General features: G+C 70.5%; 22 protein-coding genes. 9 read left to right on the top strand and 13 right to left on the bottom strand.

The window, feature by feature from the left end:
- Positions 1-67 precede the first annotated feature (67 nt).
- Positions 68-592: a hypothetical protein gene (locus tag AB0E94_RS08495; protein ID WP_360323998.1), complete on the top strand. Its 525-nt coding sequence runs from the start codon at positions 68-70 to the stop codon at positions 590-592.
- Between the two features lie 105 nt (positions 593-697).
- On the opposite strand, the gene AB0E94_RS08490 is transcribed toward AB0E94_RS08495, so the two are convergent.
- Positions 698-1,051, bottom strand: a complete 354-nt coding sequence (locus tag AB0E94_RS08490) for a hypothetical protein (protein ID WP_360323996.1) — start codon at positions 1,049-1,051, stop codon at positions 698-700.
- 363 nt (positions 1,052-1,414) lie between these two features.
- On the opposite strand from AB0E94_RS08490, the gene AB0E94_RS08485 reads away from it, so the two are divergent.
- From AB0E94_RS08485 to AB0E94_RS08475, 3 genes are all read left to right on the top strand, one after another.
- Entirely contained in the window at positions 1,415-2,674 is a 1,260-nt protein-coding gene (locus AB0E94_RS08485) for an FAD-dependent monooxygenase (RefSeq protein WP_360323994.1), read from the top strand.
- Positions 2,649-3,362: a helix-turn-helix domain-containing protein gene (locus tag AB0E94_RS08480; RefSeq protein WP_360323992.1), complete on the top strand. Its 714-nt coding sequence runs from the start codon at positions 2,649-2,651 to the stop codon at positions 3,360-3,362. Before AB0E94_RS08485 ends, AB0E94_RS08480 begins: the two co-directional genes overlap by 26 nt.
- Before the next feature lie 231 nt (positions 3,363-3,593).
- Positions 3,594-4,547, top strand: a complete 954-nt coding sequence (locus AB0E94_RS08475) for a hypothetical protein (protein WP_360323990.1) — start codon at positions 3,594-3,596, stop codon at positions 4,545-4,547.
- Between the two features lie 147 nt (positions 4,548-4,694).
- On the opposite strand, the gene AB0E94_RS08470 is transcribed toward AB0E94_RS08475, so the two are convergent.
- The 8 genes from AB0E94_RS08470 to AB0E94_RS08435 form a co-directional block, all read right to left on the bottom strand.
- A complete protein-coding gene (locus tag AB0E94_RS08470) occupies positions 4,695-5,009 on the bottom strand; it encodes a hypothetical protein (protein ID WP_360323988.1) in 315 nt (104 codons plus the stop codon).
- Position 5,010: 1 nt separating this feature from the next.
- Positions 5,011-5,739: a hypothetical protein gene (locus AB0E94_RS08465; protein ID WP_360323986.1), complete on the bottom strand. Its 729-nt coding sequence runs from the start codon at positions 5,737-5,739 to the stop codon at positions 5,011-5,013.
- A gap of 26 nt (positions 5,740-5,765) precedes the next feature.
- Positions 5,766-6,101: a type VII secretion target gene (locus AB0E94_RS08460; protein ID WP_360323984.1), complete on the bottom strand. Its 336-nt coding sequence runs from the start codon at positions 6,099-6,101 to the stop codon at positions 5,766-5,768.
- Positions 6,098-6,421 carry a hypothetical protein gene (locus AB0E94_RS08455; RefSeq protein WP_360323982.1) on the bottom strand — a complete coding sequence of 108 codons (324 nt, stop codon included), beginning with the start codon at positions 6,419-6,421 and terminating at the stop codon, positions 6,098-6,100. Before AB0E94_RS08455 ends, AB0E94_RS08460 begins: the two co-directional genes overlap by 4 nt.
- A 101-nt stretch (positions 6,422-6,522) precedes the next feature.
- Positions 6,523-9,219, bottom strand: coding sequence for a BTAD domain-containing putative transcriptional regulator (locus AB0E94_RS08450; RefSeq protein WP_360323980.1), 2,697 nt, complete (start codon positions 9,217-9,219; stop codon positions 6,523-6,525).
- Between the two features lie 86 nt (positions 9,220-9,305).
- Positions 9,306-10,088 carry a BTAD domain-containing putative transcriptional regulator gene (locus AB0E94_RS08445; RefSeq protein WP_360323978.1) on the bottom strand — a complete coding sequence of 261 codons (783 nt, stop codon included), beginning with the start codon at positions 10,086-10,088 and terminating at the stop codon, positions 9,306-9,308.
- A gap of 58 nt (positions 10,089-10,146) precedes the next feature.
- Complete coding sequence (locus AB0E94_RS08440) at positions 10,147-10,461, bottom strand: hypothetical protein (protein WP_360323976.1); 315 nt, start codon at positions 10,459-10,461, stop codon at positions 10,147-10,149.
- A gap of 184 nt (positions 10,462-10,645) precedes the next feature.
- The gene (locus tag AB0E94_RS08435) at positions 10,646-13,402 is read right to left on the bottom strand and encodes a BTAD domain-containing putative transcriptional regulator (RefSeq protein WP_360323974.1); all 2,757 of its coding nucleotides are present in this window, start codon (positions 13,400-13,402) and stop codon (positions 10,646-10,648) included.
- Between the two features lie 120 nt (positions 13,403-13,522).
- On the opposite strand from AB0E94_RS08435, the gene AB0E94_RS08430 reads away from it, so the two are divergent.
- Positions 13,523-14,212, top strand: coding sequence for a winged helix-turn-helix domain-containing protein (locus AB0E94_RS08430; RefSeq protein ID WP_360323972.1), 690 nt, complete (start codon positions 13,523-13,525; stop codon positions 14,210-14,212).
- Positions 14,213-14,394: 182 nt separating this feature from the next.
- Here the strand turns inward: AB0E94_RS08430 and AB0E94_RS08425 are convergent, their stop codons facing one another.
- Positions 14,395-15,807 (bottom strand): FAD-binding oxidoreductase, encoded by a 1,413-nt coding sequence (locus tag AB0E94_RS08425; protein ID WP_360323970.1) that lies wholly within the window; start codon positions 15,805-15,807, stop codon positions 14,395-14,397.
- Positions 15,808-15,891: 84 nt separating this feature from the next.
- Between AB0E94_RS08425 and AB0E94_RS08420 the strand changes: the two genes are divergently transcribed.
- Positions 15,892-16,314: an HIT family protein gene (locus AB0E94_RS08420; RefSeq protein WP_360323968.1), complete on the top strand. Its 423-nt coding sequence runs from the start codon at positions 15,892-15,894 to the stop codon at positions 16,312-16,314.
- A 57-nt stretch (positions 16,315-16,371) separates the two neighbouring features.
- Here AB0E94_RS08420 and AB0E94_RS08415 read toward each other — a convergent pair whose 3' ends face one another.
- On the bottom strand, positions 16,372-16,800 hold the full coding sequence (locus AB0E94_RS08415; protein WP_360323966.1) for an OsmC family protein: 429 nt from the start codon (positions 16,798-16,800) through the stop codon (positions 16,372-16,374).
- 216 nt (positions 16,801-17,016) lie between these two features.
- Here AB0E94_RS08415 and AB0E94_RS08410 point away from each other — a divergent pair, with 216 nt between their 5' ends.
- From AB0E94_RS08410 to AB0E94_RS08400, 3 genes are all read left to right on the top strand, one after another.
- Complete coding sequence (locus AB0E94_RS08410; RefSeq protein ID WP_360323964.1) at positions 17,017-17,760, top strand: SDR family oxidoreductase; 744 nt, start codon at positions 17,017-17,019, stop codon at positions 17,758-17,760.
- Positions 17,761-18,180: 420 nt separating this feature from the next.
- Complete coding sequence (locus tag AB0E94_RS08405; protein ID WP_360323962.1) at positions 18,181-18,384, top strand: cold-shock protein; 204 nt, start codon at positions 18,181-18,183, stop codon at positions 18,382-18,384.
- Positions 18,385-18,746: 362 nt separating this feature from the next.
- Positions 18,747-19,592 (top strand): NBR1-Ig-like domain-containing protein, encoded by an 846-nt coding sequence (locus AB0E94_RS08400; RefSeq protein WP_360323960.1) that lies wholly within the window; start codon positions 18,747-18,749, stop codon positions 19,590-19,592.
- Between the two features lie 33 nt (positions 19,593-19,625).
- Here AB0E94_RS08400 and AB0E94_RS08395 read toward each other — a convergent pair whose 3' ends face one another.
- Together AB0E94_RS08395 and AB0E94_RS08390 are read right to left on the bottom strand one after the other, a co-directional pair.
- On the bottom strand, positions 19,626-20,024 hold the full coding sequence (locus AB0E94_RS08395) for a spore-associated protein A (RefSeq protein ID WP_360323958.1): 399 nt from the start codon (positions 20,022-20,024) through the stop codon (positions 19,626-19,628).
- 14 nt (positions 20,025-20,038) lie between these two features.
- Entirely contained in the window at positions 20,039-20,449 is a 411-nt protein-coding gene (locus AB0E94_RS08390; protein ID WP_360323956.1) for a spore-associated protein A, read from the bottom strand.
- Between the last annotated feature and the right edge of the window lie 97 nt (positions 20,450-20,546).

Below are 20,546 nucleotides of genomic sequence, written 5' to 3'. Positions count from 1 at the left end.
CGCCATTTCGTGCTCACCGGGAGCACAGGCGGAAGCGGGGGAAGCGTTGACCGACGGGGTTCGAACCGTGGAGCTATCGGCCGGGACGGCCGGCCCGGCGAACGCCCGTGGCTGGGCCGCGGCCGCCGGCGCGGCGATCCTCACCGTGCTCTCGTTCTCCTCCGGAGACCTCGGCCTTTACTTCTTCCCGGTCGCACTCCTGCTCTGGGCGGCCGCGATCGTGCCCTGGGCGTTGCGCCGGGGCATCGGCCGCGCTGCCTCCCGCGCCTGGCACGTCACCGCCGCGCTGTTCCTGGCCCTGCCCGCAGCGCTGGCCGGCTCCGCGATCGTCACCGACAAGATGGAGATCGCCTGGTTCGGCGTGGTGCTCTGGGTCGTGCTGCCGCTCGTCCTCGCGGTGCTGTGCGCCTGCGGCGTGCGGGCCGGCTACGCCGTGACCGCGGCGGCCGGCGCGCTGGTCATGGTCGTCTCGCTGCTTGATCAGGGCTTCCTCTTCGCCGCCTTCTGGCTCTTCGGCGCGGTGTACCTCACGATCGGCGCGGCCGGTTTCGCCGCTACCGCCGGAAAGGGCCGACCCCAGCCGGTCGGATGACCAGCGGCAGCAGCCGAAACATCTGGCCTACCCGTTGCCTCCGCCGGACGACCGTTGATCCACTCCGGCGACGGGTGGAGCGTCGAAGGCCGACAAGGCTGCTGCTCACCGGGGTCGGCGTGGACGGTTCCGATCGGCGTGTGCCGGCCCGGATCGCCGGGGTCGCGCCGGGCCGTCCGAGGGGGCGCCGACGGCGCCGGGACTGGAGAACAGCACCGGAGCAACGGCGGGGCGGACAGCCTCCTGCGGCGGCCAGAGCGACGCCACCATCGCGGCGGCGGTGACAGTCACCGACGGCGTCACCCGGTCGAGCAACTGCTGGGCCTGGCCGGCGTCGATACCGCGGGCCGGGTCGATGCGCACACCCGCTTCATCGGCCAGGTCCTCGACGTCATGGCTGGTCACCGTCTTGGCGGCGAGATCGCTGAGCCGCCGGGCGAACTCCTGCACACTGATCATGCGTTGTCCTCTACAACTGGTGACACGACAGAGCCGAACAAGCCGCTGACTTGCCTCGGGCGATCGTTCAATGGGCCTCTGGTGCTGCCGAGTCGAGGCCAGGCAACGGCTGGACGCATCTCAGGGCGACGAACCATCGCAGGTTGGCCGGGCGGGTCGTCGCGCCCTCGATAGTAGCCAGCAACTGGATACCCATCGCGCCGTGACCCTACCGGCCAGCGGCGATCGGCGTCGAACAGCGCAAATGATCGGATACCCGACAAACGAGGCTTGGCGACCCATCGGTGACCGCCAGGCCGATGCATTGTCGTGACCTGAGACACAAACTGACCGAATGAATTATCTGGTCAGTATGGTTCTCGCATGAGTGAACGTAGGCGGGTTCTCATCGTCGGCCTGGGGATCAGCGGCATGGCCACCGCCATCCGGCTGCACGCCACGGGCTGGGCGCCGGTGATCGTCGAGCGGGCGCCCCAACGGCGCACCGGCGGCTACTTCGTGGCGCTGTTCGGCGCCGGCCGGGCCGCCGCCGACCGGCTCGGCATCAGCGCCCACCTGCACAACCGGGCCTCGGAGGTGCCCGGCGTCGACATCGACCGCCACGGTCGGCGCCGGCCCGGACTGACCTTCGCCGACGCGCCCGGCAGCCCGTGGATGCTGTTGCGCGGCGACGCGGAACAGGCCGCCTTCACCGAGCTGCCGCCGGACGTCCCGATCCGCTACTCGACCGGGCCGACCGCGATCGAACAGGACGCCGACGGCGTCACGGTCACCCTGCACGACACCGCAAACGACAAGACCACCATCGAGCGGTACGACCTGGTGGTCGGCGCCGACGGCCTGCGTTCCACCGTCCGGGCCCTGGTGTTCGGCCCGCACGAGCAGTACCTGCACCGGATGAACTACATGGTCGCCGCGTTCCTGTACCCGGGTGTCCCGGCCGGCCTGACCCGGGGCCAGGGCGCCACGATCCTGGAGCCGGGCCGGTCGGCGACCGTCTTCGCGTTCACCGACCGCGACCCGTCGGTGCTGCTCAGCTACCGCACCGACGACGTCGACGCCGAGTTCACCGCGACACCGGGGCAGCGGCTGCGGGCCGCGTTCGGCCCCGAGCCCGCCGGCACCCTGCTCGCCGACCTCCTCGACAGGTTCGAGACCGCCGAGGCGCCCCTGTTCGATTCGGCCGAACAGGTCAAGATGGACACCTGGCACCGCGGCCGGGTCGTCCTGCTCGGTGACGCCGCCTGGTGCGTCACCCTCTACGCCGGCATGGGCGTCTCGGCCGGGCTGGCCGGCGCCGAGTTGCTCGGCACCATGCTGCGGCAACACCCCGGCGACCTCGGCGTCGCCCTCGCCGATTGGGAACGGACCCTGCGGCCCTACCTCGACGACTACCAGCACAGCGCGTACGAGCAGCGCAGCTTCTTCGTCCAGGAGAACCGCCGGCAGATCAGGATGCGGCGCGCGTTCATCCGGCTGCGCACCCTGCCCGGCGCCCGGACCCTGCTCGCCAGGATCCCGCTCGGACCCGACACCAGCAGCAAGGATGCCGATATCGTGGGGTCGCTACCGGCCGCGCCACAGGACAGGATCCCCGTTGTCACCGAACCAGCAGCTGGCTGAGAAGAGCTCGATCAAGGCGGCCCGGGTGCTCGCCGCCGCGGGCGAGCTGCTGCTGACCCGCGGCAGCAGGGGTGTGACGATCGCCGACGTGGCGCAGCGGGCCCACATCGGCAAGGGCACCGTCTACCTGTACTGGAAGACCAAGGAGGACCTGCTGATCGACCTGATCGGCGGTGACTTCCTGGCGCTCGCCGACCGGGTGATGGCGGCCGTGACCGCCGATCCGGACCTGGCCCGGCCGTCCCGGCTGTGCGTCAACGTGCTGAGCACCGCCGCCGACCATCCGTTCGTCAGCGCCCTGCAACACCACGACGACCTGCTCGGCGTGCTCGCCCACGACCCTCGCTCGGCCGACCTGCTCGACCAGCTCGGCCCGGACTCGATGCTGCACACGGCACTGCCGTTGTGGCGGGCCAACGGCATGGCCCGCACCGACTGGGACCCGGCCGAGCAGACGTTCGCGCTGCACTCGATCATCACCGGCTTCCTGGAGACCACCCGCCGCCGCCCCTCACGACCCGCGGTCGTCGACCCGGAGGCGGTGCTCGCCGCGACGGTCACGGCCCTGCTCGGCCCCGACCAGGCGACCCCCGAGCAGGTCCGGGCGACCGCTGCCGAGGGCATCCGCCTGCTGGGCGAGGCCCGGACCACCGCCCTGAGCATCCTGAGACACCCCGAGCTGCTGTGAACCGCCGCCGATAGAGTGCGCGGGTGCTCTCGGAACCAGGTGACATCGACTGGCTGGCGACCAACCACGCGTACGGGCCGGCCGGCGACCTACCGGACGTGTTGCGGGACCTGCGGTCCCCGGACGAGCAGCGCCGCACCGCAGCCACCGACCGGTTCCGGGATCTGGCACTGCACCAGGGTTCGATCTATCCGGCGGCGGTCGCCGCGGTGCCGTACCTGATCGAATTGCTTGCCGACGACCAGGCGCCGGACCGCACGCTCGGGCACGAGCTGTTGGCCGAGATCATTCCCATCGAAGATCTGGACCGGTTGCACGGCATACGCCCCGCACCCGCTCGGCCCGCGACTGCACGAGCTGGCCGAACAGCGCAGCCACTGGTACCTCGCCCGGCAGGAGGACTGGCAGCGGCACGGCGGGTCCCAGCCGATCGAGGTGGACCCGGTGCACCGGCAGGCGTACGAGGCCGTGCGAGCGGGGATTCCGGCGTACCTGAAACTGCTCGACAACCCGGCCCGGGACGCCCGTGCCCTGAGCGCACACCTGCTCAGCCACTTCCCGGAGGCGGCGCCGCAGGTGGTTCCGGCGCTGACCGCCCGGCTCGCCGTCGAGCCGGACCGGGTGGTGGCGGCCTTCCTCTGCCTGGCCACCGGGATGCTGGGTGATCAGGGCGACCACGAGCTGGGCGCCGCCGTTGCCGCCCGAACGGACATGCCGGGAAAGGTCGAGCGCTGGACGGTCCTGATGGGGCTGGTCCGGCTCACCCTCGTTCCATACGAGGCCCTGCTGGAGCAACTGTGTGACTGTCTGTTCCACGGTCCGCTCGAGCTCTACGGGTGGACGTTCCATCGGGAGAACCTGGCCCTCGGCGCCTACCTGGCCCTCGGCGAGCTGGCGGCGATGAGCGTGCCGGGACTCGCGGCGATGCTCCTCGAACGGCTCGCCGAGGGTGGCGACGATGAGAGCCGGTTCGTGTACGCCGTACAGCTGCTGCTGGGTCTGGTTTTTCCGGAGGGGCCGTTGCCGGATGGCGCGTCGCCTTCGGATCTCTCGGACCAGCAGCGTGCCGCCGCCGGTGTGGTGTTGCGCAGCGGGCTGCTGGACAGTGCCTATGTGGCGCGTCTGCTGCGGGAGTGCAACCTGCCCGCTGACGAGGAGACCCTCAGCAGATGGTGCGCAGGCTGAGTCCGCCCACGAGACCCGCGCCGGTCACCACACCGCCCCGAGCAGCATCGGTGGTCACCACTCCAGGTTCGCCGGAGCGTGCAACCACGGGTTCGTTGCGACACGGTCTGCGTGTGGTTTCTGCCCGTCAGACTCGGCGTGCGCTGATCAGGATGGCTCGTCCAGGTCGCGGCCGTATGTCTCGCGCACCGCGTCCCTGAGCTGCCGGCGTCCCTCGTCGTCGAGCTCGGACTCCCACTTCTTGTACGCCTGGACGCCCTCGATGAGCCCCTGGGAGTAGACGGAGCTGCCGCCCACGTCGCGCAGGTTGATCCGGCCTTCGATCAGGTCACGGGCCATCTCGGCCATCACCGGGCCGGCCCGTCCCGCCCGCAGCCGTTCCAGGCTGTCCCGCACGGCTTTGACGAGACGTGGGTCGCCCGCCATCCTCTCGATCTCGCGGTCCAGCGGATCATCCGACATGTCAGGCTCCCGGGACGGCGTAGGGCGCGGACGGCAGCTGAATGCCGGACAGGTCGCCGCCCTGGTAGACGGCGCTCATGACCACGCCGAAGCCGCCCATGATGACGGTCGACGCGGTGCTGATGATGAGCGAGGCGCTGCTGGCCAGGTTGATCATGTCGGCGATGATGAGGGCGACGGCGGAGGATCCGACGAATCCGGCGCCCGCGCCGACGCCGCTCGAATACAGCACCGCGGTTCCGATCCCGAGAATGCCGGCGATGATCGCCTTGTCGACCAGTGCCTGCAGAAGGTTCGCCAGCTGAGTCGCGAAGCCCCAGGCGCCCTTCGCCGCGGTGTGATAGGACTCGCCGATCTCGAGCAGCGTGAATCTCATCTGCGCGACAGTGCTCGCCATCGTCGTGAAGTAGCCGGCGGCCGCATCGTTGGCGTTGCCGTCCCACGTCTCGTCGATGCGATTGAAGTCCTGCTGGAGGTTCACCGCGATCTGTCCCACGCATTCGCCGACGTTCCGCATCGCGTCGCCGAACCTCCAGATGGTGGACCAGTCGCCGCCGATGGCCTCGGTCAGGAAGCCGAGAACGTCGAATTCGGTGACGACGTTGATGATTTCATTGATCCACGAGGTGGGCGATACGTAGTTGAAGAGGAAGCCCGGATCGATGAAGCCGTTGGTGAGCGACTCGTCCGGCTCCACCGGCGGCACCAGGAAGTCGGTTGGTTCTTGCATGTGATTCCCCCGTTGTGGACGGATCCTCAGGCGCCGGCCGGATTGATCGGGCGCTGAGCGGCCGGATAGGAGGAGTCGATCTCGGCGGCGGATTTCAGATCAGTCTGCTCGTACGCGGTGGCGACGGCCTGCACACTCAGCGAGGAGGCGTCGAGCAGCTCCATCATGCGCTGCATCGTCTGGTTCAGCTCGGCCAGGAACTCCGCGTGCCGGCCGTGGAGTTCGCCGAGGATCCCGTTCTCCAGAAGGCTGAACGAGCCGATCTGGTTCGCATATCCTCTGGCGATCTCCGAGGACTCGGCGAGCCGGGCGAGAGTCGCTGCGAAGACCCGCAGATCAGTCGGTTCGACAGTGAACGTCACGGGGACGCCTCCCTCATCACCAGTGCGGCGCCCACGAGCAGCGCCATGCCGGCCACCCCCAGCAGTCCGCAGCGTCGCCAGAGTCTGCTCAGCCGCTGTCCGTCCGTGGTCCGGTGCAGGTTGACCGCATCAATGACACCAGGAACGAAGGCGAACCCGGCCGGGATGAGCAGAAGCCACGCGATCGGTGGTGGCGGGTCGCCTTTGAACAGCAGCACCACATCGGTGAGAAGCGCCAGGAAGTAGAAGAACGCGAACAGGAGCGTGAATTTCCCGACCAGGCGGGCAAGAATCAGCTTCGCCTCTGAGGCCGGATCCATCTCGTCTCCTCACTGGTGAGCCGGCCAACCGTAGCAACACCGATCAGCGGCGCGCTGCCCCTGTTCGTCGCACCGGAGACCCGGCGTACCGCCCGGAGGCATCAGGGACCGAGGGCGGCGAGTTTGGCGTCGACCTCGGCGGCCCAGGCCGGGTCGAGGTCGGTCAGCATGGCGCGGGAACGCAGCCAGGCCCGGTGGGCGGCCCCGGCGTCGCCGCCGGCCAGCAGGCTTTCGGCGAGGCGGTCCAGGGTGCACGCCTCGTTGAAGGTGTCACCGATGTCGTGGAACATGCCGATCGCGGTGTCATAGGACTTCGCGGCGGCGTCGTGGTCGCCGAGATGGTGCTGGGCGTACGCGATGGTGTCCCAGGTCTGGCTCTGCGCCCGGATGTCGCCGAGCGCGACGAAATGATCAAGCGCTTCCCGGGCGTACTCCAGAGCCTTCCCGGCGAAGCCGAGCTGAACCTCGAACCAGCCCATCAGGTTGAGGGTCTCGGCCTGTCCCCGCCGATGATTCAGCGCGCGATACCGGTCGAGGGCGGGCCGGGCGGCCGCGATCGACTCTTCGTGCCGCTGCTGCCTGGTGCGGATCCAGGCAAGACAGAAGCGGGTGTACGCCTCACCGGCACCGTTCCCGCTGCCGAGGAAGAGACCCAGCGCTTCGTCGAGCAGGGTCTCCGCTTCGTCGTAGCGGCGCATGAGCGCGTACACCCGGCCCAGTCCCCGCAGCGCGTGCGCGGTCGCGTCGGGGTCGCCGGACGTGCGCGCGGCGGCGACCGCCACCTCCTGTACCGCCATCCACTCGTGCCAGTGGCCGCGACGTTCCAGGTAGCGCTCCAGCGACCAGGTGATCCGCCACGCGTCGCCGGGGCGGCCGGACGCCGCGGCCAGGCGCGCCGCCGCCACCAGCACCTGCCATTCGGCGTCGAACCAGCGGTCCGGGGCCGCGAGCCGGGCCGCCTCCTCGGGCATGTCGGGCGCCGGGCCGAGCGCGTGTGCGGCCCGGTGGCTCTCGTCGCGGAGATGGCCGAGCAGGCGGGTCACGGCCGGGTCGCGTTCGGCCGGCGCCACCAGCTCGCCGGCGTAGTCGCGGAGCAGGTCGTGCATGACGTAGCGGCGCGGGGCGGGTTCGGTCAGCAGATTCGCGTTGATCAGCTCGGCCAGCAGCGGCCGGACCGTGCCCGCCGGAAGACCGGACAGCGCGGCCGCCGCCGGCGCCGAGATGGACGGTCCAGGATGCAGGGACAACAATCGGAACAGTCGCGCCCCGTCGGGCGTGAGCACACCGTAGGACCAGGAGAACACCGCCCGTGCGGCCGCGAACGCCGTCAGGCTGCCGGTGCCGGCCCGCAACTCGGCGGCGAGCGTGGGCAGGCCCCGTCCGGCGTTCGCGGCGGCGACCGCCAGGGCGAGCGGCAACCCGGCGGTGCAGCGGATGATCTCGTCCACCGCCTCCGGGGCGGCGGCGACCACGGCCGTGCCCACCCGGCGGGCCAGCGACTCCCGGGCCTCGGCCGGCGACAGCACGTCGAGCAGCAACGGCACCGCGCCGTCGTTGGCGACCAGGTCGGTCAGCCGGTTGCGGCTGGTCACGATGACCATGCAACCGGCCGATCCGGGCAGCAGCGGTCGCACCTGGGCGGCGTCGCGGGCGTTGTCCAGCACGATCAGCATCCGGCGGCCGGACAGCACACTGCGATAGGCGCCGGTCAGCGCGTCCGGCTCGGCGGGGATGCGGTGGCCCGGCACGCCCAGCGCGACCATGAAGCGGCGCAGCACATCGCCCGGGTCGAGCACGCTGCCGCTGCGGTCGAAGCCGCGCAGGTTCACGTACAGCTGCCCGTCTCTGAATCGATCGGCCAGCTGGTTGCCGAGCTGGATCGCGAGGGTGGTCTTGCCGATTCCCGCCATTCCGGCGATCGCGCTGATCACGACGGTGCGCGAGCCGTCCTCGGGGGCCAGCGCGGTCAGCCGGTCCAGTTCGGCCCGCCGGCCGGCGAACAGCGGCAGGGGAGCGGGCAGCTGTTCCACACGGGTGGCGCCGGTGGTGTTCGGTGTGCCGAGCCGCAGCGTGTGGCGCTGGGCGGCGAGCAGTTCCGGTCCGGGTGGCGTGCCCAGCTCCTGGCTCAGTCGCTGCCGTACCTCGTCGTAGTGGCGCAGGGCCGCGGCCCGGCCGCTGCTCTCGGCGAGGGCCCGGATCAGCCGGGCGTGCAGCGGCTCGTCCAGCGGACGCCGCCCGGCGGCGGCGGTCAGCGCGGGCAGTACGCGTGTGGTCAGCCCGGCTTCGGTGGCGTGGCCGAGCGCCTCCTCGACGGCGGCCCGTTCCTCGGTGTCGACGGCGGTGAAAGCGGGGTGGTTGCGTGACTCCGGGCGCACGGCGGACGCGACCGTGCCCAGCCACAGGGCGAGCGCGTCGGCGTACCGGTCGGCGGCCGTCTGCGGGTCCGAGGTTGCGCGGGCCGTGCCGAGCAGCGCACGGAACCGCAGCAGGTCGACCGCCTCCGGGGCGGCTGCCAGCCGGTAGCCACGCGGGCCGCTGAGCAGGACGCTTCCCTTGTGGCGCGGCGGCAGTCCGGGTTCCAGGACGCGCCGCAGCCGCATCGCATACTGATGTACGGTCGTCTCCGCGCTGGCCGGCGGCCGCCCGTCCCAGAGGATGTCCACCAGATCGGCCACCGACGCCTCCTGCCGCGGCGCCACGAGCAGTGCGGCGAGCACGGTGCGCTGGGCTGCGGGCCCGAGGTCGACCTCGACTTCGCCCCGCCAGGCACGGATCGCGCCGAGAACAGTGAACCGCACGGCCGAGAACGTACGCGCATGATCCCGGCCGGTGGCGGTGATTGTCGGGAACCGGATGGTTCCCACCGCCACCGATGGGCGTGCGGTTACGGGACGGTCAGGACCGGGGCGCTGCTCAGCACCTGCTGATACATCCGCTGGAGTCCCGGTCCGGGGTCGATGCCGAGCCGGTCGACGAGCAGACGACGGGTTTGGTGGAACGTTTCAAGAGCTTCGGCGCGACGCCCGGACCGTTGCAGGGCGAACATGAGCAGTTCCCGGGGGCGTTCGCGGAGCGGGTGTTCGGCGATCATGTGGGACAGGTCGGCGATCAGATCCTCGTCGCGGCCGCAGGCCAGCTCGGCGGTGATGCGCTCGATCTCGGCGCTGATCCGCAGCTCGTTGATGGCGGTCCGGCGGGCCTGCGCCCAGGCGCCCTGGATGCCGGTCAGTGGCTCGCCCCGGACCAGCGACAGTGCCTGCTGGAGCAGGGCGGGCACCGCATCGGGCCGGGTAGCGCGGTAGGCGCGGGCCTGCTCGACGAGGCTCTGGAACGTGCCGAGATCGAACTCGCCGGGCCCGTTGCGCAGCGCGTAACCGCCGGCCCGGGACTCGATCTCACGGCGGCCGAGGACGGTGCGCAGCCGCGAGACGTAGGTGCGCAGGGTTCCGGTCGCGGTCTGTGGTGGCCGGTCCTCCCAGATCGCGTCGATGAGGTTGTGCAGGGGGATGACCATCCCGCGGTTGAGCAGCAGCACCGCGAGCAGGGTGCGCTGCTGCGGCGAGCCGAGATCGAGCTCGATGCCGTCCCGGAAGGCCCGGACCGGGCCGAGCACCTGCAGAACGAGCGGTGACACCGGATGCCGTGAGGCGAACGTAGAACCTTTCACGAGTGGAGAAGTTACGCAGGGGCGACTGAATACCCAGTTAACGCCGAAGCGTGTGACCTCAAGTGACTGCCGGTAGTCGTACGAGACTTTTCATCACGTCGCGGTGCAGCACCCCGGCCGCGTGGGCGGCGCGCAGCGCGCCGAGGACGGCCACCCCGATCTCCGCGACCCGCTGCGGGGCCAGCGGCCCGTCGGCTCGGCGGTCGGCGCGGCCCGCCTCGGCCAGGCCGGCCGGAGGCGCCAGTTCCTTGACCGCGACGTCACGTCCGAGCAACTCGTCGCGAGCCATCCAGACGCGTCCCATGGTGCCTTCGCCGATGCGGGAGATCAGCCGGTAACGGGCGGCGACAACGCCGTCGATCATGTCGGGCATCGCGGAACCGTATCGGCCGCCGGCCATTTCTCCGAACGGCCCGAAGTGGCGTAGACGATTCGTTGATGTGAATAGCGAGAATGTTCGAGATCAACGACATTTCAGCTGGTGGTACGGGCTCCCGGCGCTGTTTTTGTGGTCCAGCGCGTCGGGCGTACCGAATGATGAGAAGGTGTGAGAAACCTCAAGGCGTCAGGCTTTTCAGTTTTTCTCGGGTCCGGTCGGCCAGTTCGGTGCCGAACTCCTCCAGCACACCGAGGGCGGACTCCCAACTGTGCCGGGCGGCCGCCGGATCACCCATGGCCAGCTCGGCGTCGCCCAGGTCGATCTGGCATTCCGCCACCAGATAGGGGTCGCCGACCTCGACGGCCAGGTCGATCGCCCGGTGCAGGGACACGGCGGCCGCGGTCGGCTCGTCCAGGCGCAGGTGCGAGTAGGCGACCGTGTGCAGGATCGACGCCTCCGCCTGCCGGTGCCGGCCACCGGCCAGGAGCTCCAGCGCCTGCCGGCCGCGGCTGATGGCCTGCCGGTGGTTGCCGTGCTGGGCGTGCGCCCAGCTGATCCCGCCGAGCGCGGACGCCATGCCGTAGTCGTCCCCGGCCCGCCGGTAGACACCGAGCGCCCGCCGTGCATTGGCGACCGTGCCGGCGCGATCCCCGGTCCGGTTCGCCAGCAGCGCCAGTCCGTACAGGACGTTGCCCTGCCCGGACAGGTTGCCGGCCGCCCCGTACATCACCAAGGCCTGCCGGAAATGATCGGCGGCCAGCGACCGGCGCTCGGCCCGGTGACCAGCGGCCTGGCCGACCTGCTCGCCGCTCATCGAGTACATGGTGGCGATCGCCGCCTCGACCCGGGCCCGGTTGTCGAGGTCACCGAGCCGGTCGAGGGCCCGGGCCGCGGCCCGCAGCACCGGGAAGCTGGTGTCGGTCGGCAGCCGCCGCAACATGTACGGGTGCAGGGCCCACTGCAACTGCCAGGTGGCCCGGTCCAGGCCCGTCCGCACGGTGGCGTCGATCAGCGCGAACAGCACCGCCTCCTCCGCGACGAACCAGGCCAGCGCCTGCGGGCCGCCGGTGATCGGCTCCGGCGTCACCCCGCCGGCCGGCGGATCCAGCTCGACCACCGCATACGACGGGTTCATCAGGTGGCAGCCGATCAGCGCGGTGTGCAGGTAGTGGTCCACCACCCGGCGCCGGGCCGGGTCCGCCTCGGCCGGATCGAGCAGCTCGTTCGCGTACGCCCGGAGAAGGTCGTGGATCAGATAGCGGCCCGGCCGGTGCTCGCTGATCAGGTTGTTGCGGACCAGTTCGGCCAGCGGCGCCCGGACGTCGCGGGGCGGCACACCGGTGAGGCTCGCCGCGGCGGCGGTGCTGACGTCCGGGCCGGGGTGGACGCCGAGCAGCCGGAACAGCCGGGCCGCCGGCGCGCTCAACCTCCGGTACGACCAGGAGAACACGATCTGGGTGTCGCCGAGGGAATCCAGCCGGTCCGTGTCGTGCAGTTCCTCGGCGATGGCCGCCAGCGGGAACGCCGGGTTCAGCGCCGCCCGGGCCGCCACCATCGACAGTGCCAGGGGCAGCCGGGCGCAGTGGGCGACGATGGTCTCGACCGCCTCCGGCTCCGCGCTCACCCGGGGCTCGCCGAGCCGGCGGGCGAGCAGGGCGCGGCTGTCCGCGGCCGACAGCACGTCCAGGTTCAGCGGCACCGCACCGCTGGTGATCAGGCCGTGCAGGCGGACCCGGCTGGTCACGATCACCAGGCAGCCGGGTGTGCCCGGCAGCAACGGCCGGACCTGCTCGGCGTCGTGCGCGTTGTCCAGCAGCAGGAGCATCCGGCGGCCGGCCATCCGGGCCCGGAACGCCGCGGACAGCGCGTCCAGCCCGGACGGCACCTCGGCCGGCGCGGCGCCGAGCGAACCGAGCAGCACCTGCAAGGCCCGTGCCGGGTCCAGGGTGTCGTCGTGCGGGTCGAAGCCGCGCATGTTCAGGTACAGCTGGCCGTCCGGGAACCGGTCGGCGACCCGGTGCGCCCAGTGGACCGCCAGGGCCGTCTTGCCGACCCCGGCCATGCCGCCGATCGCGCTGATCACCACCGGCCCCGGCGCTGTCGCACCGTCCAGCAGGGTCATCGCCTCGGCGAGCTCGGCGGCCCGCCCGGCGAACGCGGGCAGGTCCCTGGGCAACTGGGCGGGCCGGTCCGGATCGTCGCGCAGCACCGCCTCGCGGGCGGCGGTCAGCTCCTCGCCGGGATCCAGGCCGAGTTCGGCGGCCAGCCGGCCGGCCACCGCCCGGAAGTGGTCCAGTGCCGCGGCCTGCTGCCCGGCCGCGGCCAGCAACGACACCAGCCGGGCCTGCAACGGCTCGTCGAACGGGTGCAGGCCGGCGGCCCGCCGCACGGTCGGCAGCAGCCGGTCCGCGGCCCCCTCGGCCAGCGCGATGTCGGCGGCGGCCCGGACCGCGGTGGACAGCTCCAACTCGATCGCGGCGAACACCGGATGGCTGCGAAGCCGCTGGGGTGCGTCGGCGGCCACCGGGCCCTGCCACAACTCCAGGCCCGTCGCGTACGCCTCCGCCGACTCCGCTGAGGCGAGCAGACCGCGCAACCGCAGCAGATCCAGGTCGTCCGTGGTGACCGCGATCCGGTAGCCGCCCGCGCCCAGCAGCAGCCAGCGGCCCTGATCGCGGCGCGCCAGACCGGGCTCGAACCGGCGGCGCAGCCCACCGACGTACTGACGGATCACGTTGGGGGCGGTGGCCGGCGGCTCATCCGGCCACAGTGCCGCGATCAGCTCCGAGATGCCCAGCGGCCGGCCGGCGGCGGCCAGCAACAGGGCGAGCAGCGCACGCTGGCCCGGCGAGCCCAGCTGCACCTCGGTGTCGTTCCGCCACGCGCGCACCGGCCCCAGCACCGTGAACCGCAGCACGGCGTCGGTATCCGGCATGGCGCACATTAAACCCGACGGCCGATCGGCTCGCCGCATGCTGCCCGAGGTGGCCGGCCGTGGAGGGTCAATGGCGTGTCAATGATTCATCTGCGGCCGGCCCCTACCTTCGCCGTCACCATGCGAATTGCAGAGGCGGCCCATGCCGCGCACGAGTACACCGGAGCGGCCGTCACCGTGCTGGGCGCGGTCACGATCCGCCACCGTGGGCCGGCGACGCTGGTCACCAATCATCCGCAACGGGAGATCCTGCTCGCGCTCGCCGCCCAGGTGGGCCGCAGCGTGCCCAAGGACGAGCTGATCGACCACGTGTGGGGCCCGGAGGCTCCGCCCACCGCACGCAACATGATCTACCGGCACGTCGGTGAGCTGCGCCGGATGCTCGAACCCGGCCTGCCCCGGCACGCCGAAGGACGACGGATCGTACGCACCCGGGACGGCTACCGCCTGATGGCGACCCTGGACACCCTGGACCTGCTGCGTTTCCGGGACGGCGTCGGCCGGGCCCGGGTGCTCGAAGCCCGCCGGGAACACCACGCCGCCCTGGAGACCTTCGCGGCCATGCTCGCCCTGCGGGCCGGGCCGATGTCGTTCGGTCCCGGCCGAGGGCTGCCGGGCCGCACACCTGTCACCGCGGTACGACACGAGTACCTGGCCGTCTTCAAGGACGCCGTCGACCTCGCCCTGCGCGTCGACCGGGCCGGTGACCTGGTGCACCTGGTCCGCCGCCACGCCGCCGATCTGATGGCCGACCCGGACATGCGCGCCCGTGTCGAACTGCTGCGCCGTACCTGCTCGCCGGCGCCCTGACCACCCGGCCGGCAGCGAGCGCCGGATCCCGCTCGCCGGACACCATCCGCTCCGCGCCACTGACCGGACGGCCCGTTCTGCTGTAAGCGCCGGCGAGCATCTGGGCTGTCAGGAGCCCCGCGATGCCGCAGCCGATCACCACCGCGAGGCAGCACGGGCCGCCGGTGAGCAGCGCCGGGAGGTCAGGCCGCGGGTGGCACGTTGTGGTTGATCCGGAACAGGTTCGCCGGGTCGTAACGCCGCTTGATCTCGGCCAGCCGCCGGTAGGACTCCGCCGTGAACGCCTGTTTCACCAGCTCGGGCGTGGTGTCCTCGGTGGAGAGGAAGTTGGCGTACGCCCCGCCGGTGCCCCACGGCGCCATCCGGTCGAGCAGCCGCTCCAGCGCGCCCCGGATCCGTTCGGGGTCACCCGGCACCGGCGCCGGAATGCTCGCCATGAACAGGTTGAAGCCGGCGTCCCGGTTGCCGACCGCGTTCGGCGTCTGCGGCGCCCGCGACAGCGCGCCACCCAGCAGACGCACCTCGACCATCATCAGCGCGTCGCCGGCGGAGGCAGCCGGCCCGGCCAGCCCCAGCAGCGTCTCCAGCGCCTCCTCGGGCAGGTCCCGCAGCAGCATGGTCCGGTCGATGGCCACGGCCGGCTCGGTGGGATCGTTGTGGATCGAGGCGATCTCGGTGAACGGCATCTCCTGCACGGTGTCGATGAACGGCGTCGCCACCGACCGCAGCGGCGCCACCAGGGCGGCGCCGGTGTCGGCCGGCCCGAGGTAGGAGACGCGCACGTGCAGGGTGAGCCGCCCCCGCATCGGCTCCGGGACGAACTCCAGATCAGGCAGCCGCAGCAGCACGAACGACGTGCTCAGCTCCTCGGGGGCGGTGGCCGCCCAGGACCGCCACGCCCGCAGCACTGCGGAGATGTCGTCGGCGTGGTAGTAGAGCCCGCCACCGTACAGGCGGGTGATCGGGAACAGGTCGAACTCCAGCGCGGTCACCACCCCGAAATTGCCCTTGCCGCCGCGGACCGCCCAGAACAGGTCGGGCTCCTTCTCCGCGGTCAGATGTCGCAGTACGCCGTCCGCCGTGACCAGCTCCACCGACCGCACGTGATCGGCGGCGTAGCCGTGCGTGCGGCCCAGCGTCGGGCTCAACCCGCCACCGAGCGTGTAGGCGACCGCACCGACCAGCGGCGACGACCCGGCCATGGGCGCGAGGCCGACCTTGGCGGCGGCCGAGATCACCTCGTGCCAGCGGACGCCGGCCTGGATCCGGCCGGTCGACTCGACCCGGTTGATCGACACGCCGTTCATCCGCTTGGTCGTGATCATGACAGTGCCGTCGGCCGACACCACAGCCCCGTGGCCGGTGGCGTTGACCGAGACCGGACGATTGCGGCGGGCGGCGAACCGGACCGCGTTCTGCACGTCACCGGAGTGGGTGGCGCCGATCACGACCGCCGGCCGATGCGGCAGCGTCAGGTTGAAGGTGGCGGTCTCCGCCGTGTACCCCGGATCGTCGGGTGTCAGGACCGGCCCGGCGATCTGAGACTCGAGCCAGGCGCGGTCGACCGAACTGATGGGACTCTCGTTGAATGTCACCGAACCATCAGGCCAGCAGCACGTCGATCGTACGTTGACGATTGTTTGACGGAATCACCGAAGCCGGTGATGCAGAATTCCGTCATGCCAACAGTTTTCACTCAGATCATCGCCGGTGACCTGCCCGGCCGGTTCGTCTGGCAGGACGAGCAGGTCGTAGCCTTCCTGACCATCGCGCCGTTGCGCGCCGGGCACACCCTCGTCGTGCCACGGCGGGAGATCGACAAGTGGACCGACCTGCCGCCGGAGCTGCTGAACAGGGTGATGACCGTGGCCCAGGCGGTCGGCCGGGCGGTCGAGCAGGCCTTCGGCGCCCCGCGGGCCGCGCTGGCCATCGCCGGCCTCGAGGTGCCGCACGCCCACGTGCACGTCAGCCCGATGTGGGACATGAGCGACCTCGACTTCAACAAGATCGCCGTCGAGAACGATCAGGATGCCTTGGACGACGCCGCGGACCGGCTGCGGACCGCGTTGCGCGAGCAGGGCCATCAGGCGTACGTGCCATAGCCTGCACTTTTCGGCCGCATGCCCGCCGGTCCAGGAGTGGACCGGCGGGCACGGGTGTCAGGCCAGCGTGGCGTCGAGGCTGATCCGGGCGCCGGGGGAGAGCAGCCGCGAGATCGGGCAGTTCTCCCGGGTGCCTTCGGCGATCTTCTGGAAGGTGTCGTCGTCGATCCCGCGGACGTAGGCGACGGCGGCCAGGTCGATGCGGGTGACGCCGAACCCGCCGTCGACCTTGTCCAGGTGCACCTTCGCGGTGGTCACGACGCTGGTCGGGGTGTAGCCGGCGTTGGTCAGGTCGTTGGACAGCGCCATCGAGAAACAGCCGGAGTGCGCGGCGGCGATGAGTTCCTCCGGGTTGACCCCCGCACCCTCCTCGAACCGTGAGGCGAACGAGTAGCTCCCTTGGTAGCCACCGCTGCCGGAGGTGATGGTTCCGGAACCGTCGGTGAGGTTGCCTTCCCAGCGGGCAAATGCAGTACGAATTGGCATGACAACGACGCTATTTCCGACAACGGATCCAGCGGGATCCACCGTTCCGGCCGCAGGAGTTACCGACGTTTTATCGACCTCCGGCGACTTGAATTCGCGCCGGGCCAGGTATCGGACCAGGATCGCAGCCATGGACGAGAAAACTGGCAGAGTCGGCGAACGCGCCGTCCGATCACCGCCAGACGGCCGGGGCTGTCATCGACCAGGCTTTCCGCCATGAACAACGCACTTGATGGCAAGGTGGCGCTGGTCACCGGTGGCGGTCGTGGCATCGGCGCTGCCGTGGCTCTGCGCCTGGCCGAGGAAGGCGCCGCTGTGGCGCTCACGTTCCAACAGGATCAACAACGCGCCGACGATGTGGTGGAGCAGATCAAGGCCGCCGGAGGGCGGGCAATCGCCATGCGGGCGGACAGTTCCGACCCGGCGGCGGTGGTCGCCGCGGTGGACCGTGCCGTCGGTGAGCTGGGTCGGTTGGACGTCCTGGTCAACAACGCCGGCGCGTTCCTGCTCGGACCGCTGGAGCAACTGAGCCTGGAAGAGTTCGAACAAACCGTCGCGGTCAACATCCGGGCGCCGTTCGTCGCCTCACAGGCTGTGGTGCGCCACATGCCGGCCGGTGGTCGGATCATCAACATCGGCAGCAACATGGCCGAGCGGGCAGTCTTTCCAGGATTCTCCCTGTACGCGATGAGCAAGACCGCGCTGATCGGGCTGACCAAGGCGCTCGGGCGCGAACTCGGAGGCAGAGCGATCACCGTGAACCTGGTCAATCCAGGGCCGACTGACACGGACCTGAACCCAGCCGATGGCCCGAACGCCGATACGATCAACGGGTTCACCGCCCTTGGGCACTACGCGGCCCCAGCCGACGTGGCCGCGGCGGTGGTGTTCCTCGCCAGCCCGGACGGCCGTTACATCACCGGAGCGACGATCAACGTCGACGGCGGCTTCACCGCCTGACCGACGCTGTGGAAAGGGTTGCAAGATCGGCGCGGGTGCGGAAAGTCGTGCAAGATCCGCGGGCGACAAGATCGCGAGGAACGGGGCTGCAACGGCGGCGCGGCCGGCCGTAGATCACGGCCGATGCCGCCGGGGCGGCCGGCGATCGCGGTGTCGAACGCCGCCCCACCGCGTTCGCCGGCACCGGGTTTCGCCTGGCCGGAGACCCGATTTGCGGATTTTTGGTCGGCCGCCGAATGATTGTGCTACGGTTACCGCGTTGCAGTTTTGATCTCCGTAGACGTTCTCAGCGCCTGATGGGTTATCTGAAACCCTTCGAGGCGCTTTTTCGTTTTCCGCGCTGATACGGCGCAGGTGATCAAAACAGCGGCGTGAGAGCCCGCACAGTGCGGACTCCGACAGCTTGCTAAGGAAAAAGACATGGTCACAGGCACCGTGAAGTGGTTCAACGGCGACAAGGGCTTCGGCTTCATCAGCCAGGACGAGGGCGGCCCCGACGTGTTCGCCCACTTCTCGGCGATCTCGGCGAGCGGCTTCCGCACCCTCGAAGAGAACCAGCGGGTGGAGTTCGAGATCACTCAGGGCCAGAAGGGCCCGCAGGCCGAGAACATCCGCGTCATCTGATCCACGCACCACCGACGGCGGCTCGACTGATTCAGCGAGCCGCCGTCGCGTATTTCTGCACCACGATTTCCTCAGAAATTCCCTCGACGTTGAGGATCCCATGACGGCGATCACCGAAGAGCCACGCGAGCCCATTTCCCGTCCGCTTTCCGACCCCCTCGGGCGCCTGACCCTGTTCCGTGCCCCGGCGGCCGCGACGGCCCCGGCGCCTGGGCTGCGTGATTCGGACCGTGGTGAGCAGGCGATGCATCGACTCCGTAACCCGTTCGCAGCGGAGTGACGAGCGCGATCTGACTGCGTCCCCCGGCTGAACGCGCCCGCTGGATGGCAACCGCTAAAGTGGCGGTCTTCCAGTGGACAATGTGGACGTTTCGGTGGGGTGGGCGGCGATGGAACAGGTGCCGGCAGGGCGTCGAGGGCGACGGACAGCACGACCCGATCCGGCGTCGGGACCGGTCGGGGAGTTCGCCGACCGTCTATGGCTGCTGAAACAGGAAGCCGGCGACCCCTCCTACGACGAGATGACGAGGCTCGGCGCCGCCGCCTCGAAATCCTCACTCGCCGCGGCAGCCCAGGGCCGGACCCTGCCGAGCTGGGAGATCGTCTGGGAGTTCGTCCGGGTGCTCGCCGTGGACCGCCTGGGACGCGACCTCGCGGACACCGAGAAGCAGTGGCGCGAGCGCTGGGAGCAGGCCAGATCCGTCCCGGCGGAACCCTCCACCGAGCCCGAGCAGGTGCCGCGCAGCCGGCGGACCGTTGCGGTGGCCGCGCTCACGGCGGTGGTCGCCGGTGGGCTGGTCGCCGTGGTGACGTCCGCGATGAGTGGCCGCGACGACGAGCGAGCCGAGGCCGGGCCGGTGGCCGAACACGACGACTCGGCGTTCGAGGGCGACATCACCTATCCGGACGGGACCGTCGTACCGCCGAAGTCGACCTTCACCAAGACCTGGCGCCTGCGCAACACCGGCACCGTCGTCTGGGCCAACCGCTTCCTGGCCCGGGCCAACGAGCAGGCCTGCGAAGCGCCGGACCTGGTGGCGATCCCGCAGACCAAACCGGGCGAGACCGTCGATATCTCGGTGCCGGTCACGACGCCGGCCGGGCCGGCGACCTGCAAGATCTATTTCAAGATGGCCGACGAACAGGGCCGCACCTTCTTCCCCGCGAAAAGGCCGATCTTTCTTGATGTACGGGTGAGCCAGCGGTGAGGCCACGCCCGGCCCCACCGCTGGTGCCGGTGGTCAGCCGCAGTTCGTGCCGCGCTTGCCGCCCTCGGTGCCGCTGATCCGGCCCATCCAGTCCACGCACTTGTCAGCCGCGGAGAGATAGAGCGGTCCGGCGTACGACGTGAAGTAGCCGCCGTCGAACTTCGTCCAGTGCGTGCCGACCGGGTGGACGGCCAGCCCCGCCTCGACCAGAACGGCCGTCCCGGCGCTGTTGCGCTTGGCGACCACGCAGTTGTAGCCGTTCGACGCGTTGTAGGTCAGGAACACCGTGCCCTTCGTACCGATGGCGTCCGAGTTGACCACGGCATAGCCGGACCCGCACTCACCGCCGTAACTGGCCGCCTGGGCCGGCGCGGCGGTGGCCAGGGTCGCGACCGCGGTCACCGCGAAGGCTGTGGCAACGAACTTCTTCATGATCCGGGTTCCCCTCAGCCGCAGTTGGTGCCGTAGCGGGTCTTGGTCGCGGTGCCGATCGTGCCGCCCCAGTCGACACACGAGCCGGCCGCCGACACGTAGACCGGTCCGGCGTACGTCGTGAAGTTGCCGCTGTCCTTGACGTACGACGAAGTACCGCTGCGCCGCAGGAACGCCTCCATGAGGGTGGCGGTGCCGGGGTTCTCCCGGATCGTGACGACACAGTTCTTGCCGGACGAGGCGCTGTAGGTGAGGTACACGGTGCCGCGCAGATCGGGCAGGTCGATCAGGTTGACGACGCCGTACCCGGAGCCGCACTGGCCACCGTAGAGCGCGGCCTGCGCGGGCGACGCCGCCACCGTGACCCCGGCCGCGGTGGCGGCCACGGACAGCCCGAGAGCGGCGAGCTTGCGTGAGATTCGCACGAGCGAATTCCCCTTTCTGGTACCGGATGTTCCGGCCCAGACGCTGGCATGCCAGCCGGCGGGGATGCATCAGATCGTCGTCCATGGACCGTCCGGC

The organism is Actinoplanes sp. NPDC026670, assembly GCF_040638175.1.
GTDB lineage: Bacteria > Actinomycetota > Actinomycetes > Mycobacteriales > Micromonosporaceae > Actinoplanes.
Note: the sequence above shows the minus strand (reverse complement) of the source record. Positions and strands in the feature narration are given on the sequence as shown.